The sequence below is a fragment of the Glutamicibacter sp. NPDC087661 genome (assembly GCF_044743275.1).
In the GTDB taxonomy this organism is placed as follows: Bacteria; Actinomycetota; Actinomycetes; order Actinomycetales; family Micrococcaceae; genus Glutamicibacter.
The window spans coordinates 1-17,288 of record NZ_JBIUWE010000006.1 but is presented as its reverse complement, the minus strand read 5'-3'; the positions used below and the strand labels follow the sequence as shown (position 1 = coordinate 17,288).

Genomic DNA, 17,288 nt, shown 5'->3' with positions numbered 1-17,288 from the left:
CTGCCCGTTAGCTCACTGGGGTGCTGGCAACAAGCTCTTGGATCACGGCGCTGGCATCCAAGCCGTCCGCAACCGCTCGCCGGGTCAGGATCAACCGGTGGTTCAGCACCATCTGGGCCACGCTGCGAACGTCTTCTGGCAAGACGTGGTCGCGTCCATGAATCGCGGCATGGGCTTTGGCCGCGCGAACCCACTGAATCAGTGCGCGAGGCGAGGCCCCCAGCGCCACCTGCGGGTGCTCGCGTGTGGCTCGGCCCAGATCCACCACGTAGGCGCCTAGCCGTTCGGTGACCGTCACCGCTTTAACCTGCTCAATCATGTATTCCAGATCAGCCAGCTGCACCACGGCTTGCAGTGCTTCCAATGGGTCGAACTGGTGCCGGCCGGTGAGCATGGTGATTTCGGCATCGCGTTGTGGGTAACCCAGCGAAAGCCGTGCCATGAATCGGTCACGCTGTGCCTCGGGCAGGGCGAATGTGCCCTCGGATTCCACCGGGTTCTGCGTGGCCACGACCATGAAAGGCTGCTCCAGCCGATGGGTGATCGAATCGACGGTGACTTGCTTTTCTTCCATGCATTCCAGCAATGCCGACTGGGTCTTGGCATTCGCACGATTGATTTCATCGGCGATGACTATATTGGCGAAGACCGGTCCGGGATGGAAAGTGAATTCGTGAGTCTGCGGGGAGTAAACCGAGACACCGGTGACGTCACTGGGCAAAAGGTCCGGGGTGAACTGGATGCGGTGCACCGAACCATTGACGCTGCGCGCCAATGACTTGGCCAGCATGGTCTTACCGACCCCGGGAACGTCTTCCACCAGCAGGTGGCCCTGTGCCAGCAGAACCGTCAATGCGCTAGTCACCGCCTCCGGCTTGCCGGTGATGACGCTCTGGACAGCATCGAAAATGCGCTGGCAATTGGACTGGAATGCCGAATCAAGCGACGGCACTGTTCGGTTTGCACTCATGCGCGGTTCCTCCTGAAGAACGAATCGTTGGCAAGATCGATCGCCGCAGCATTCATTCAATTGGGTCTTGCATCACATCATATGGGGATCTTTTGTCCAGCAACAGAGCCTAACTACCGGGAGCTGAGCACCTGATTGTCGTTGCTACCCCTAGTGGTGCCACAATTAACCACAGATTCGATCCCAGTATTCACGCGCAAAGGATAACCGTGTCCAAGAAGAAGCACACTGATCCCACCCTGGTTCCCGAGGCCTACCGCCCGACGGAGCAAGCCGCTGCAGCAGAGCAGGGGGAGCGGTCGCGTGCTTCTGGCAATGAAAAGGGCGGAAGCCAGCGCAATTTGCAGTACCCGGAAGCGCCAGAAGCGCTTCCGGTGCCAGTGGTCGATAACCATACGCATCTGGATTTCCTTGACGGAACTGTGAAGGTCACGGCTGCCGATGCCCTGGCGGCGGCGGCAGCTGTTGGCGTGAAAGGGCTGATCCAGGTCGGCTGTGACGTGGAGTCATCGGAATACGCGGTCCAGGTAGCTAACGAGTACTCGAATATCCTGGCCGCGGTAGCCATTCACCCCAACGATGCCGCGCGTCTGGCTGAACGCGGGGAGCTGGAAGGAGCGATCGCGCGGATCGAAGAACTTGCCGCGGATCCGCGGGTGCGTGCAATTGGCGAAACCGGGTTGGACTACTTCCGTACCGGTGAAGACGGACGGGGCGCCCAGGAGCATTCCTTCCGGGAGCATCTGCGCATTGCGGTGGAGCAGGGCAAGGCCCTGCAGATCCATGACCGGGATGCCCATGAGGACGTGGTTCGTGTGCTCAAGGACGCGCCATTGCCGGGGAAAGTGGTCTTCCACTGCTTCTCTGGGGACGCGGCATTAGCCCGGATCTGCAACGACAACGGCTGGTACATGTCGTTCTCTGGAACTGTGACATTCAAGAATTCGCATGATCTTCGCGAGGCCTTGGCGCTGGCGGATCCAGAACTGCTTCTGGTAGAAACCGACGCACCGTTCTTGACGCCGCACCCCTTCCGGGGCCGCCCGAACGCCAGCTACATGATTCCGTACACGACTAGGTTCTTGGCGGAAACCAAGGGGATCGATCTGGCCGAATTCTGCACCCGGATCGATGCGAATACGCGAGAAGTGTACGGAGAATTCTAGACCCGGAGGTTGTGTGTCTCGTTACAGGACACTTGCCACAAATATAACAATTCGGTTACGGTGGATGAGATGTCCGGTACCGCCCCCGCCTATTTTCGGCACGGTGTGTTCAGGACAGCCTGATCCTCACGCCTTGCTGCAAGTGGAAACACGGCGCAACTTTGACTGAAGGACAGGCAGCGAACACTGCCGGGCCCAACCGGAGATCCTGACAGGATTCCCGCAGTTGGGTCTACAAACGATGGGGACCTCATTACCGTGACTCACTTGCTCAAGAAGACCTGGGTGAAATACCTGGCTCAGGCGCTCGCCGTAGCTGTGGTTATTGCCGGTGCTGTTTTCTATATTTCTGGCCAGAAATCGGTCGTCATGTCGGTGGACGGCCAGCGCCAGGAAATCACCACCCGTGCTGCCACCGTTGGCGCACTGCTGGAACAGCAGGACGTTGCCTTGGCTGAGCGCGACGAGATCTCCGCAGCACTGGATTCCGAGCTTGCCGACCAGCAGCTTGTTGATATCAAGCGCAACAAGTCGATCGAAGTAACCGTGGATGGCACCGAGCGCGTTGTGCACACTACCGGCATGACCGTTGCCGACGTGGTTGAACAGCTCGACCTGGATAAGGATTCCGAGGTTTCCCTCGATGAGGACATGCAGCTCGCAGCCTTGAGCGATGAATTGGAAGTCATCACGCCCAAGGAAATGACCCTGGTCGTCAAGGACAAGAAGAAGAAAATCGCAACGACTGCTTTGACCGTCAAGCAATTGCTTGCCGACGAGAAGATCAAGGTCGACGGCAACGACGAAATCAACGTCAAGATCAAGGACGAAACCGACAAGGACGTCAAGGACAGCGCCAAGCTGGCCGCGGGCACCACTGTCGAGGTGATCGACGTAACGGTCAAGACGTGGGACGAAACGCGCGACATCGACTTCGAGACCAAGAAGGTCAAGGACAGCTCGTTGGATAAGGGCGACACCGAGGTCAAGACCGAAGGCAAGAAGGGCGAGCGTGAGCTGACCCTGCGCCAGGAAACCCGCAACGGCAAGAAGGGCGAGGAAGAAGTCCTCAAGTCCAAGGTCACCAAGAAGCCCGTTGCCGAGGAAATCCGTGTTGGCACCAAGGAAGAGAAGAAGGAAACTTCAACTTCCAAGAACACTCCAACCCCGAGCAGCATCTCCTCGACTTGGGCTGCCCTGGCCAAGTGCGAATCCGGCGGCAACTGGTCGATCAACACCGGCAACGGCTACTACGGCGGACTGCAGTTCTCTGCATCGTCGTGGCGCAATGTGGGTGGCACCAAGTACGCACCGCTGCCGCACCAGGCAACTCCGCAGGAGCAGATCGCTGCAGCTGAAGTGCTGCGTCGATCAGGCGGCTGGGGCCACTGGCCATCGTGCTCGTCCAAGCTGGGCCTGCGCTAAAAGCAAGAGCCGAATAACAACGCGACGCGTCCACCATCACGGTGGATGCGTCGCGTTGTTATGTTTGGATCAATCTAGCTGAACTAGAATTGGATTTGTGATGTCTAAGGAATCTTTGCCGCTGCTTGGGGCCACCGAAATCCGTCGTCTGGCCGAAGAGCTGGGAATCCGCCCTACCAAGACGCTGGGGCAGAACTTTGTGATCGATGGGAACACCATCCGCCGCATTGTCGCCGCCGCCAAAGTCGACCGATCCGAAACAGTGCTGGAAGTAGGCCCGGGCCTAGGTTCCCTGACCCTGGGCATCATGGATGCCGCCGCCAAGGTCGTGGCCGTGGAGATCGATCCACCCCTGGCAAAGCGACTGCCGCAGACCATGGCCGAGTTCCGCCCTGGCCGAGAAGACGATCTGACCGTGATCCTTTCCGACGCCATGAAGGTCACCGAACTTCCCGGCGAGCCAACCTCGCTGGTCGCCAACCTTCCCTATAACGTTGCCGTCCCGGTGGTGCTGCACCTGCTGGAGCACTTCCCGTCCATCCGCAATGGCTTGGTTATGGTGCAGGACGAAGTTGCCGACCGGATGGCCGCCACCCCGGGCAATAAGATCTATGGCGTCCCATCGGTGAAGGGCGCCTGGTACGGAACCATGCGCAAGGCTGGCGTGATCGGCATGAACGTCTTCTGGCCAGCTCCGAAGATCCACTCCGGCCTGGTGGGGTTCACCCGCGACAAGGACCGCAGCGATGCCCCGGATCGCAAGGAAGTCTTCGCCATCATCGATGCAGCCTTCGCCCAGCGCCGCAAGACGCTGCGTGCTGCCCTCTCCGGCTGGGCAGGCTCCGGTGCTCGTGCAGAACAGATCCTGGTTGCAGCAGGCATTGATCCGAAGGAACGCGGCGAGAAGCTGGATATTGACCAGTACATCGACATTGCCCGTGCCGCACAGGATATTCCGGCTGAAGCTCCAGCTAGCGAGGCATAAGCATGTCTAAGCAGCGTGTCATCGCGACCGCACCGGGCAAAATCAACTGCTACTTCAAGGTCGGTCCTCCTCGCGAAGACGGATACCACGAAGTGGCGAGCCTCTACGTTGCGGTTTCCCTGGCCGAGCAGATTGAAGCGACGCTGCGCACCGACGGGGAATTGCAGCTGAGCCTGGAACCGAATTCCCCTGTGGTCTCCGAACCGGAAAGCTTTCCGCTGGGTGCAGGCAATCTGGTGCACCAGGCAGCCCAGCTGCTTCGCGAGCACACGGGCTGTAGCCTCGGAGCGAACCTGCACATCACCAAGCGCGTCCCGATCGCCGGCGGAATGGGTGGAGGCTCTGCAGACGCGGCGGCCACCCTGGTAGCCTGCAACGAATTGTGGGGAACCGGGCTGGACCGGGAAGAACTCGGCCGCTTGGGCGCACGCCTCGGTGCTGACGTGCCTTTCGCCTTGATGGGCGGGGCCGCCATCGGCCTGGGCATCGGCGACAAGCTTGCCCCGTTGCTGACTCGTGCCAAGACCCATTGGGTGCTGATCCCGGCCAGCTTTGGCCTATCGACCCCGCGAGTCTATGGCATGCTCGATCGCTTGCGTTCCGGCACGGAGATCGAAGTCCCGCAGGAAATCGATCCAGCGGTCATCGAAGCGCTGATGGCTTCGGACGCGCCAGCGTTGGCCCAGGTGCTGGCCAACGACCTGACCCAGGCTTCCTTGGCCCTTGCCCCGGAACTAGGCACCATGCGCGATATGGCAGAAGGCGCCGGTGCCCTGCGAGCCATGGTTTCCGGTTCGGGGCCGACCCTGGCTCTGCTGGTCGAAGATGCCGAGCATGCTGAAGAGGTCATGGCCCAGCTGGGCGATGAGGTGGGTGTCGCTACCATCCCGGTGACCGCTCCAGCGCCCGGAGCGCACATCACCGTTTCCGAATAACTTTTCCGGAAGTCCCTGTCTGGCCTTGGGCCGGGCAGGGATTTCTTGCATCATTTTCCGCCACCCCTCTTGTTGCGCCCTGGGCCCGGCCCTAGGCTGAATCCCAAAGCAATTATTGAGAGCCATTCATTTTGGATCTGGGGCGGAATACAACATGCTCAATGGACGCGTCTCGCACTGGTGGGAAGACATCGGCCTGCCAGAGCCACGCCAGCAATTACGCGGTCAGGGCACCGCAGATGTCGCCATCATCGGTGCCGGGTTCACCGGACTGTGGACCGCCTATTACCTGGCCAAGGCCAACACGGATCTTCGCATCACGATCCTCGAAGCCCGGCACGTGGGCTACGGCGCCTCGGGGCGCAATGGGGGATGGCTGACCAACACCATCACCGCTGGCCGCGAACGCTACCTGAAATCCCATGGCAGGCAAGCAGTCAATGACTTCCAGCTGGCCATGAACCGGACCGTCGCCGAGGTCATCGAGGTGTGCGCTGCCGAGGGGATCGATGCAGATATCCTGCAGGGTGGCGAACTCGAAGTTGCCTACACCCCTGCCCAGGAAAAGCGCTTGCGCGCCGATGCCATGGCCGACGCGCAATGGGAACACACGCACACCGAATTGCTGGAAGCCGAGGCAGCGCAAGGCAAGGTCAACGTCGCCAATGCCCGGGCCGGGCTGTGGCATCCGCACGCGGCCAGAATCCATCCTGCAAAACTGGTACGCGGACTCGCCGAAGCCGTGGAGCGGCTCGGCGTACGGATCTATGAAAACACCCGCGCCACCACACTGCGCGCACGCCGCATCGAATTCGACGGTGGGTCATTGGACGCCGAGTACATCATCCGTGCCACCGAAGGGTTTACTGCCGGGCTAGCAGGACACAAGCGCTTGTGGCTCCCGATGAATTCGTCCTTGATTGCCACCGAACCGCTAGCTCCATCCATCTGGGACGAACTGGCATGGAACAACGGCGAGGTGCTGGGGGACTACGCCCACGTCTACATGTATGCCCAGCGCACCGCGGATAACCGCATTGCCATTGGAGGCCGGGGAGTGCCGTATAAATATGGTTCGCGCACGGATGCCGATGGCCAGACGCCGCAAAGCACCGTGGAGGGACTGCAGGAAATCCTGCACCGCATGTTCCCGCAGACCCGGAATTCGAGAATCGATCATGCCTGGTCCGGGGTACTGGGCGTGCCGCGGGACTGGGCCGCTACCGTCGGGCTGGACCCGGCGGCCGGACTGGGCTGGGCCGGCGGCTATGTCGGCACCGGGGTCGGCGCAGCGAACCTGGCCGGACGAACCTTGCGCGACTTGATCCTCGGGGAAAGCACTGAATTGGCCAATCTGCCGTGGGTCAATCACCAGGTGCGCAAATGGGAGCCGGAACCACTGCGCTGGCTGGCAACCAAGGGGCTCTATGCAGCCTATGGTGCCGCAGATCGAAGCGAACTGAAGGGGCGGGGGAGCTCCTCGCCGCTGGCCGTGCTGGCCGATAGAATCACCGGAAAGCCTTGAGCGCTGGCACACTGGGGCATAGGCTGTGGCCATGGGACTTGATAAACGTGGAATCTATGTGTGCGCATTAGCACTTGTGCTCATTATTTCTGGCGTCTTGATGATCACGCTGATGCAGGCCGGAATTCTTGGCTGGGCACTGCAAGCGGCCGGAATCTTCGTCATGGCCATCTCGGTGGGTGCGGCGCGTACGCCCAGGGCCAGTGCCTGAGGTGCGCGAGGAGCCCATGAGCGCCTGCAGCTTGTCGGCACGCGGCCAGAACTACCTCCTGCGCGAAGCACGGGCTACGGATCTTGAACAGATCATTGCCTTGATGGCAGATGATGAGATCCGTCGTGCAGAGCATGCGGACGCTGGGGACGCCGGGGAACAGTATCTGGAGGCTTTCAACGAGATTCACGCAGACCCAGCGCATACGCTGATCGTGGTGGAGGGCAATGACGGAGCCATTGCCGGCACGATGCAGCTGACCATGTTGCCGGGTCTTGCGCGCAGGGGAGCGAAGCGGATGCAGATCGAGGCAGTGCGCGTGGCCAGCGCATTGCGCGGCGGTGGCCTGGGAACGGAAATGATCCGCTGGGCCATTTCCGAAGCCGAAAGCAAGAGAATTCCGCTGGTCCAGCTGACAAGCGACGCGCAACGCCAGGACGCGCACCGCTTTTACGAGGGGCTAGGATTTACCGCGTCGCATGTGGGCTTCAAAATGCACCTGGCTATAAGCCCTTGATCTTGTAGATTCGTTGCAATCCGGAGGTCGTCTGGCCCCATTCGCTCTTCGCGGCCCGCTGCTGGTGGGCCTCGAAAGCGGCACTGTCTTCGAATTCCTCGTGCACCAGCCAGACCCAGGGATCGCCGGTTTGCGTGACAGAGAAAGAAATGCAGCCGTCTTCCGCCTTGGTGAGGCGTATATGCTCCGGCAGCAATTTCTCCACCAATTCAGCCTCAGCCGCGTCCGCGCACAGCAACCGGCCCTCCATGATCACAATTCCCATGTTCGCCAGTCTGCCACGATCTTGAGTGGATTGGGGAAAAATCACAGTATAAGGAGGTGGCCCGGAAACCAGTATTTCCGGGAATTCTTTTTGGCCGACTTACGCAGGTGTGATTGTTAGCTTCGTTTGACGGTTAAGTCGTAACTTCGATTGGCGGCTTTCCAGCAACGAGGCGGATATGAACCACTAAAGTTCACCTCCTGGCGGATTGGCTGCGGCATAGCTTACGACGGCTTGAGCTGCGGCCTGGACGGTTGCTCGTGTTTGCCGTTGAGACACCAGCCACATCGTAATCTCGAGCGGGAGGCCAAGTATTGGCCGCCAACGCCAACCAGGCAACTGGCGTTGGGCTGTCATCTGGCTGACCAGCGCCACATCGGCATCTGCAACCTCCGCACTTGCCCTGGCGTGTTCAACGAACTGCGCAAACTGCCACTTTGGCTGCACGCCCGCCTCCAAGGCCCTGCCGAGAATCCCCTCCTGTTGCGGCGTCGGCACCTGATCCCGCGAGTGGATAAGCACACGAACGCCGTCCAAGGAGGGCACAGTCAGCTCGGCCTCATGCATGAGCGCCGAACCAAGTCGTATGGCCAGGCCAAAGGCTTCCTGGCGTAGCTTCCACGAGGCGTATTCGTCAGGGGGTTGCTGATGGAGCATCGCCAAGTTTTGCCTGCCCTCACGAAGCATGCGTAATTGAACGGAGCTGTTGGCTTCGATCAAGGTCGGAGTGCAGGCTGGCGCAAGGGACGCACCGCCGAAGACGCAGCACGCCTGGTCGGGTGGAGCCGTGCCACGTTCTACCGTCATCTCGGTGATCGAGGGTTAAACACGGGCACAGAGTAACTTTTCAATTCACAAATGCATGCAAGTATTCACATCGACCGAAATTCCATGTCAGCAAGGTCTCGCAACGGGCTTGTACGCACGACTAGATGTTGCTACTTGAAGCCCATGGTTGCGAGACTTTCGAAGCGTTGGATTTTCAGTGCTTTTGATGCGGGGGAGCGGTGTTCGAAGAGACGTCTTGCAACCTATTGGTTACAAGACATGTCGCCGAATGTATTTACCTTGTTTGTCTTCTTATTTAGGTAGCCCCCGGGTCTATGAAAAAAGCAACCGTTGCATCGAGGGGTTCACTTAGAATCAGCCCATTGCATTCGACGATCGAGTGGCCGATACAGTCGTCAGCAGTAAGGCGCTTTTAGAGGTGCCGGAAATTAAGAAACCCGCCGGATGCCGGCGAACAGCCTTTGTACGCGTACTTGGCCACGAGGGATTTATTAAATAACTGAGTCAGCAATAACTGTGTCAGCGGAAATGATCGACCTAGCACTCGTGAGTTAGAGATTTAGCGCTCATGGGTTAGAAAGGGTGAATTTTGGGGTGAATTTAACCCGTGAGCCGACGAAAGGTTATTTTCAGTTGGACACTCTTGAAGTACTTGCAGTTCTGTGAAGATGGTAGATAATTCACGAGCTCCAAATTGGGAAGAATCACATCACTTCTGACGCGTGATTATTTCACCTTCCCTTCGTGGTCCAGTGTCACGAAAAGTGAAATCCTCTGGCGCGAATGACTTCAATTGCTACTCACCGAGAGAGCTGTTCTAAATATAGCCATGTCAAAATCATTTTCCAACGCCAAATTTAGTAAGGTATGAAAATTTTCAAATCGAAACGCGTACTTGGCTCAGCATGAATGTATCTGAGAGAGAATAGCGATCTTCGATCATAAAATCCGTGGTTGCGAGCTTCTGGAAATCTAGCTCGTATGCATAACGCGCAAATTCGCATAGTAATCCTTCCCTGACCTCAGCTATTTCCAACCTGATAGTCCCATTTATCACCTTGCTAGACTCGCGATGTCCACAGTGGGGGAAGTCTGCGTTTAGGGAACCAGACGGGTGTTTACCACCCTGCTAAACAACGGTAATTGGGAATATGAAAATGCGAATAGAGCACGAATCTGGCGTATCAAAACGCTGGAAATCTATGCTTGCCTCGTTCCTTGCGATAACCGTCGGAATTGGAATGGCAGGTGTAGCGCCAGCAGTGGCCGCTCCTTCCTCCGATTCGTCTGTAGCAGATACAGCTGTCGCAAGCGCCGACTCGCAAGAAGGCGGACCGGAAGGTCAAGAAGCAAGTGATTCAAGAGCGGACAAAGAGTCCACAGCAGTAAATAATATTCAGGGCACAATAGCACCGCAAGTTGGTACTCGTGCCGCCGCCGGTGCTGGCATGTTCTTGGAAAAGAATCTGACCAGTAATGAAGTGATTCGTCCGGGCGATTTCGTCAACTACGAGATCAAGCTGGGCTGCTCCTCAAACACTGAACCGTGTAGCGATGCGTTTCTGATTGATGCCCTTCCTGAACCATTGGTGCTGGAAAGCATTAATTACAACGGGTTCGCGAAGGATATTACCGAAGAACCCTCGGAAGATGGCACTTCGGTAAAGCTGACTTTCAATGAAACCTCTGAGGACCGCCCCGGGAAAATCGGTATCAACGATGGCACCGACTACACGATAACCATCGTGGCAAAGTTCCCCGATAACGCGGACCCAAAATTCAACGGCCAGCAGCTGATTAACGAAGCAGAACTCACTTCTGACCTTGGATCCATCAAGGACCCAGCCGAAGCTGTTGTTCCGAACATTGATCTGGCTCCCAACGCCGAAATTACTAAGCAGTGGTCCGAAGATGTGCTGGAGCAAGGAGCTGATAAGAACATCAGCGCGACGCTCGGAGGAATCAAGAACACCTCAAAGGTGGGCGCAACTTCGCTGATCATCGAGGAGCCATCAGGCAATTCCGCTCCATTCGCTTCAGTTGAATTCACCGGATTCGGTGACATTGTCTACCCCGAGGGTGCCGATGAACTCGTCGTTTCCTACTTCGTGGGTGACGCGCCAGAACCTCAGGTTCTAGAAACCGCCAACCCTAACGCACCGCCTGTATTCCCGGAGAGCTTTGATCTAAAAACCATTACCGGGTTTAAATTCGTCTTCACCTCAACGAAATCAACCGACACCGAAGGCGGAATCATCGCCAACGGTACAACTGGATCGATTCCACTGAACACCGTCCTACGCGATGGTGCCGAAGCCGCTGTGGTCGCGAATGAAACCAACATCATCGCTGTACTCCCTAACGGCGAACAGAATGACCCTTTCACTGCTGAAGATAGCTTCGTGATTGAGTCGGCAAACTACACGGTAGATGCCACGAAGTCCTTCTCCCCGGAGTTGGTCGTTGCTGGTGATGCCGCAGAAATTGGTGAAGGGCGCAATGCTTCTACGGTGAAGCTTGGACTGACCAACACCTCAAATCGAAATCTCACTAATCTAACTTTGAAGGAACCCGCAACGGGTACTTCACCGTTCGGCGAAGGTATTGATTTCGACCAGTTCAACGGCGGCACCTGGCCAGCCGGAGCCACCGCGGGTGTGCTGACGGTTGACGGCATAGAATACCTACTTGAGAACAATGACGGAAAGATCTCCTTGCCTGACAATCTTCCTGCGGGTAGTGACGTCAAGGGCTTTGAAATCTCCTTCGACGGCACTTTCGCCCCTGGATCTGGATACGAGTTCGAATTCGGTGTTCTGGCAACCGCAGTTTCTCCCGACGGCTACAAGAACGTTGTTCTGGGCCAGGGCACTCCCTCTGGAAACCAAGATGTCGTCGAAGACGAAGCCGATGCGACCTTGCTGGTCCAGGAGCCAAAATTCGCGTTGATCGGTGGCAAGGGGTTTACCCCTCACCGCATCGAAGGTATACCGGGCGACAAGACTACCGTTTGGCTAAACACCAAGGTTGATCAGAACAACACCAACATGGACGTCCGCGAGATCGTGCAGACCGACGACTTCTCATCAATGGTCCCCGCACTCAAGGCCAACAGCATCTCGGTGCCGGCTACCCAGGGGGCCACTAAGGTCGTTGTAAAATATAAGGATGCCAGCGGTGATTGGCATGACTTGGTCATCTCCGAAGACGGCAAGGCAATCGAAAACACCATCTTGCCCGAAGGTGCTACCGGAGTTCAGATTACCTACACTCGCGATTCAGGCTCGTTCCCGCACGACAAGGATGTGCAGGCATTAGTCAACTTCGAGGTCATTACGGAGCTATCCGATGAGTTGAAGACCGACAACGTCTTGGGTGTCAACAACGGTGACGATACCGAAGGGTCAGTCTGGGTCGACAAGAAGATTCAGCTGCAAAGTTCGAAGTCTTGGGACCCGAGCGTCATCGTTCAGAAACCTGTTTCCGAGGCGCCGACGAACAAGAACCCAACGAGCGCCTTGAGCCTATGGGCGAAGAACACTTCAACCTATGGTGTCGACAAGCTGTCGATCGTTGATTCGAAAGACGGCGAGGTTAATCCTTTTGACTACGTTGACATTACAGGTATCAGTGTGCGACTGTCTGACGAAGCACTCCAGGATCTAGCCCACCTGACTTTGAAGACCGCTGCTGGGGACCTGAACTTCACCGGTGCGGACGCTCTGACCCCAACGCTTTCGGACGGACGCAGCTGGGAAGAAGTCACAGCATTTGAATTCAGCCTCGCGAAGGACGGCGAAAAGCTGGTTCCACGCGACGCCGAGTTCTGGGTCTCTGTTGGCACCAAGCTGCGCGATGACCTTCGTGGCTCGGATCCGGCACAACCCATCGACGCAGCATTGGCCGAGCTTGACCGTATTGACGGCAAGCGCGGCTACGTTCTGCCTAACACGGCTGTAGCGACCGTTCAGCGCGGTGACGAATCGGCTGTCAAAGAACCACAGGCACCGCTGGAGATCATCACCGAAAACTCGGTGGATCTCAATGCAACTTTGACCAAGACGTTCAACCCCGAAGGCCCGATCGACTTCTTTACCAGCAACGGTAACCCCGCACCGGTAAACGTCACCTTGAACGTTAATAGCGGAACCCACAAGGCCGACTATGTTCAGATTGTGGATCAGGATCCAACATTCTGGAACACCTTCGACTTCGCCGGGTGGGATCCCGTCCCAAACAGCCGTGTCTACGATGTCACCATCGAGTACTTCACCGGTGCGGAGTATGTGTCGAAGGATGGAACGCTGGTCGCTGAAGGCGGCGACTGGACTACTACTGCGCCTGCTAATGATCAGGTTCAAGGCGTTCGAGTCACTGCTGAAGGTCGGAACTTTGAAGAACTTGTCAGCAATGACACGACCATCAAGTTCAATGTTCTGCCGCGGTACACCCTGCGCAGTGGTGAACTGATTGCACTCGAAGACGGTCAGAGTAATCCTGGCGAAACCCAGGCACTGGCAACCGAGAACACTGCTTCGGCAGAGGTCTCCCGTCTGGGCAAGGATCGTGACACCGACGACGCAACCGACGATCTGGTATTCAACCCGGGAAAGACCCATTCCGAGGTTTCTAAGACTTCGGATGCTCGCAACGGTCAGATCGCGCCGGGCCGTGAGTTGAACTACACGTTCACGGCCACCAACAACGGTACCGACGCGATCTTGAATCCTGTCATTACCGATATATTGCCAAGCGATGCTCAGGGTCCGAAGCTGATTCTTGATCCTGAATGGCAGTCGCTGACTACGTATTCTTTTGACAAGAAGTTCAACCAAGCGCCGGAAGGCAGCGCGGTTGATACCTCGAAGGTTGTTGCGGTTGAAGAAGGCAACTCTCTGAAGTTCAGCTTCCCCGAGGGAACCAAACTGTACCCGGGCGAATCGATCACCGTGAAGCTCCCAACCACGGTGCGTGGAGGGCTGAACGCGAAAGAAAAACTGGAGAACAAGGTCACCTTCAGCGGTGACAACTCCGAAGAGAGCAGCGATGACAATCTCGTTTCGATCATCGAAGGCCAAGCCTACTCATCACGTAAGCTCGTTCGCGAGGTTCTGACAGGTGGACAGACCGAGAAGACCGGCGTGTACAACGTCAACTCTAAGGTTGAAAACGCTGACACCTGCTACGAATTTGAAGGCGGATTCTATCGTTACCCATGCATCGTGGAGACCAAACCGGGCGGTATTGCCGAGTGGAACCTCAGCGTCACCAACACCGGTAACGTCAACGCGCAGCACATGGAAATTCTGGATATCTTCCCCTACATCGGTGACACCGGTGTAACGGGTTCCCAAGCCAGCACCCCGCGTGGTTCCCAGTGGATTCCAACCCTCTTGGACATCAAGCTGCCAGAAGTGCCTGCAGGAACCGACATGGTGCTCTCTTACCTGACCGGCGACCCTGCGCTGTGCAAGCCAACCGGCGCAAATATGCAGGATCCATGGGCTGGTTGCGACGGAAACTGGACCACCGAGCGTCCCGCTAATCCGAAGGAAATCAAGGGCATCAAACTTGTCCTGGATTCGTCCGAAGGGTTTGCGCCAGGCGAGAGAGTATCGCTGACCTTCACCACCGTTTCGGAAACTGAAATGCCCGAGGGCGCTTCGGACTTCGCGCCGGCGTGGAACTCCTTTGGTTACGCAGCCCAGGCTCAGGTAAATGGCCAAACCGATTACCGCAGCCAGGAGCCAATCAAGACTGGTATCACCTTCAAGCCTGAGGAGAAGGAGAAGGTCTCGGTCGGTGACTACGTCTGGATCGATGAAAATCGTGATGGTCTGCAGGATGAGGATGAGAAGGGCATCAAGGATGTCGTTCTGACCCTCGCCGGGCCGGATGGCAAGGAAGTTACCGATGTCTTCGGTAACCCAGTGCTGCCGACCATGACCGATGAGAACGGCCTTTACATCTTCGAGAACCTACCAGTCCTCGAAGACGGACAGTCCTACAAGGTGAGCATCGATCGCGAAGCGTCGAAGGAACCGTTGGCTCCTTACATTCCGACCATCGAGACAGATGATAGCCGTGAGAATGACTCCTCGACGTGGGAAGCAACCTCTACCGGTCTGACCGAAGACGGCCAGCATGATCCAACTTTGGACTTCGGATTTGTTACCCCGAAGGTCTCCGTTGGCGACTATGTCTGGATCGATGAAAACCGTGACGGAATCCAGGATGAAGATGAGAAGGGCATCAAGGATGTCGTTCTGAAACTCGCTGGACCTGACGGTGAACCAGTAGTTGATATCAACGGCAACCCCGTTGAAGCAACTATCACCGATGAGAATGGATTCTATGAATTCAAGGACCTGCCGGTACTCGAAGATGGACAGTCCTACAAGGTGACTATCGATCGGGAAGCTTCTAAGGAACCGTTGGCTCCTTACATTCCGACCATCGAGACTGACGACAGTCGTGAGAATGATTCGTCGACTTGGGAAGCCATTTCGGAGGGTTTGACTGAAAATGACGATCATGATCCAACGTTGGACTTCGGTTTCGTCACGATTCCGAAGGTTTCCGTTGGTGACTATGTCTGGATCGATGAAAACCGTGACGGAATCCAAGATGAGGATGAGAAGGGCATCAAGGATGTCGTTCTGAAGCTTGTTGGACCAGATGGTGAGCCAGTAGTGGATGTCAACGGTAACCCTGTTGAACCGACTACTACCGATGAGAATGGTTTCTACGAGTTCAAGGATCTTCCTGTACTTGAAGAGGGGCAGTCCTACAAGGTGATCATTGATCAGGACGCGTCGAAGGAACCATTGGCTCCTTACGTGCCAACCAAGGAAAACGGCGCCGATCGAGATAAAGATTCCTCGACTTGGGAAGCTGAGTCGGGTGACCTGACTGAAGACGGTCAGCGTGATCCAACCCTGGACTTCGGGTTCATTGCTCCGAAGGTCTCCGTTGGTGACTACGTCTGGGTCGATGAAAACCGTGACGGAATCCAAGATGAGGATGAGAAGGGCATCAAGGATGTCGTTCTGAAGCTTGTTGGACCAGATGGTGAGCCAGTAGTGGATGTCAACGGTAACCCTGTTGAACCGACCACTACCGATGAGAATGGTTTCTACGAGTTCAAGGATCTTCCTGTACTCGAAGAGGGGCAGTCCTACACGGTGAGCATTGATCGAGAAGCGTCTAAGGAACCGTTGGCTCCTTACGTGCCAACGATTGAGACCGATGGTAGCCGTGAGAATGATTCGTCGACTTGGGAAGCCATTTCGGAGGGTTTGACTGAAGATGGCGAGCATGATCCAACGTTGGACTTCGGTTTTGTTATTGCTCCAGAGGAACCACGGGTCTCCGTTGGTGACTACGTTTGGGTTGATGAGAACAACGACGGACTACAGGATGAGGATGAAAAGGGCATCAAGGATGTTGTTCTGACTCTTGTTGGTCCAGATGGCAAACCTGTAGTAGATGTCAACGGTAATCCTGTTGAACCGACTACTACCGATGAGAACGGTTTCTACGAGTTCAAGGACCTTCCTGTACTCGAAGAAGGTAAGTCCTACACGGTGAGCATCGACCGAGAAGCATCTAAGGAAGCTTTGGCTCCTTATGTGCCAACTGTTGAGACGGAAGATAGCCGTGAGAATGATTCATCGACTTGGGAAGCCAAGTCGGAGGGTCTGACCGAAGATGGTCAGCACGATCCAACCTTGGACTTCGGTTTTGTACTGAAGCCTGAGCCGGTCAAGACTTATGCCGTGGGCGACTATGTCTGGGTTGATAAGAACAATGATGGGTTGCAAGGCGATTCTGAAGTTCTTGATGGCGTCAAGGTAATTCTGCTTGACGGTAACGGTGAGGAAGTTTCCTCGACGACTACCGATAAGAATGGCCGCTATATCTTTGATGAGCTGCTGGCCGGCGATTACCAGGTCAAGTTCGAGCTGACTGCCGAGCAGGCTGAGAAGTATGAATTTACTTCGCAGGATGCTGGGGAAGATGATGCGAATGACTCGGATGCTGATCCGAAGTCTGGCCTGACTATCAAGTTCACCTTGGATGACGAGAATTCTTCGTTGACCAAGGATTACGCCGATCAGGAGTTCAAGGCTACTGAGGGTATCGACCCAACGTGGGATGCCGGTGTGGTTCTGAAACCAGAACCAGAGCCGACTGAACCAACTGTTGAGCCGACGGAACCGACGGAACCTACGACTCCGACGGAACCTACCGTGGAGCCGACGGAACCTACGACTCCGACGGAACCTACGGTGGAGCCGACGGAACCTACGACTCCGACGGAACCTACGGTGGAGCCGACGGAACCTACGACTCCGACGGAACCTACGGTGGAGCCGACGGAACCTACGACTCCGACGGAACCTACGGTGGAGCCGACGGAACCTACGACTCCGACGGAACCTACGGTGCCGACGGAACCTACGACTCCGACGGAACCTACGGTGGAGCCGACGGAACC

11 protein-coding genes are annotated in these 17,288 nt (G+C 56.6%); 8 read left to right on the top strand and 3 right to left on the bottom strand.

The features are described 5' to 3' along the window. Positions 1–7: 7 nt before the first annotated feature. Positions 8–970, bottom strand: coding sequence for an AAA family ATPase (locus ACIOTN_RS15260; protein ID WP_402735623.1), 963 nt, complete (start codon positions 968–970; stop codon positions 8–10). A gap of 209 nt (positions 971–1,179) precedes the next feature. Between ACIOTN_RS15260 and ACIOTN_RS15255 the strand changes: the two genes are divergently transcribed. The 7 genes from ACIOTN_RS15255 (at position 1,180) to ACIOTN_RS15225 (ending at position 7,734) form a co-directional block, all read left to right on the top strand. Continuing rightward, positions 1,180–2,136, top strand: coding sequence for a TatD family hydrolase (locus ACIOTN_RS15255; protein WP_105657480.1), 957 nt, complete (start codon positions 1,180–1,182; stop codon positions 2,134–2,136). 258 nt (positions 2,137–2,394) lie between these two features. Further along, entirely contained in the window at positions 2,395–3,561 is a 1,167-nt protein-coding gene (locus tag ACIOTN_RS15250) for a transglycosylase family protein (RefSeq protein WP_402735622.1), read from the top strand. A 100-nt stretch (positions 3,562–3,661) separates the two neighbouring features. Next, the gene (rsmA, locus tag ACIOTN_RS15245) at positions 3,662–4,546 is read left to right on the top strand and encodes a 16S rRNA (adenine(1518)-N(6)/adenine(1519)-N(6))-dimethyltransferase RsmA (RefSeq protein WP_402735621.1); all 885 of its coding nucleotides are present in this window, start codon (positions 3,662–3,664) and stop codon (positions 4,544–4,546) included. Positions 4,547–4,548: 2 nt separating this feature from the next. Further along, positions 4,549–5,481 (top strand): 4-(cytidine 5'-diphospho)-2-C-methyl-D-erythritol kinase, encoded by a 933-nt coding sequence (locus ACIOTN_RS15240; protein WP_105657483.1) that lies wholly within the window; start codon positions 4,549–4,551, stop codon positions 5,479–5,481. A 154-nt stretch (positions 5,482–5,635) separates the two neighbouring features. After that, positions 5,636–7,006 (top strand): NAD(P)/FAD-dependent oxidoreductase, encoded by a 1,371-nt coding sequence (locus tag ACIOTN_RS15235; RefSeq protein WP_402735620.1) that lies wholly within the window; start codon positions 5,636–5,638, stop codon positions 7,004–7,006. 31 nt (positions 7,007–7,037) lie between these two features. Continuing rightward, on the top strand, positions 7,038–7,217 hold the full coding sequence (locus ACIOTN_RS15230) for a hypothetical protein (RefSeq protein WP_402735619.1): 180 nt from the start codon (positions 7,038–7,040) through the stop codon (positions 7,215–7,217). Positions 7,218–7,233: 16 nt separating this feature from the next. Then, positions 7,234–7,734: a GNAT family N-acetyltransferase gene (locus ACIOTN_RS15225; RefSeq protein ID WP_105657485.1), complete on the top strand. Its 501-nt coding sequence runs from the start codon at positions 7,234–7,236 to the stop codon at positions 7,732–7,734. On the opposite strand, the gene ACIOTN_RS15220 is transcribed toward ACIOTN_RS15225, so the two are convergent. Continuing rightward, positions 7,721–7,999: an antibiotic biosynthesis monooxygenase gene (locus tag ACIOTN_RS15220; protein WP_208294223.1), complete on the bottom strand. Its 279-nt coding sequence runs from the start codon at positions 7,997–7,999 to the stop codon at positions 7,721–7,723. The genes ACIOTN_RS15225 and ACIOTN_RS15220 overlap by 14 nt on opposite strands. A gap of 186 nt (positions 8,000–8,185) precedes the next feature. Further along, a complete protein-coding gene (locus tag ACIOTN_RS15215; RefSeq protein WP_402735736.1) occupies positions 8,186–8,719 on the bottom strand; it encodes a hypothetical protein in 534 nt (177 codons plus the stop codon). Between the two features lie 1,517 nt (positions 8,720–10,236). Between ACIOTN_RS15215 and ACIOTN_RS15210 the strand changes: the two genes are divergently transcribed. After that, a partial coding sequence (locus ACIOTN_RS15210; RefSeq protein ID WP_402735618.1) for an SdrD B-like domain-containing protein occupies positions 10,237–17,288 on the top strand: 7,052 nt, incomplete at its 3' end.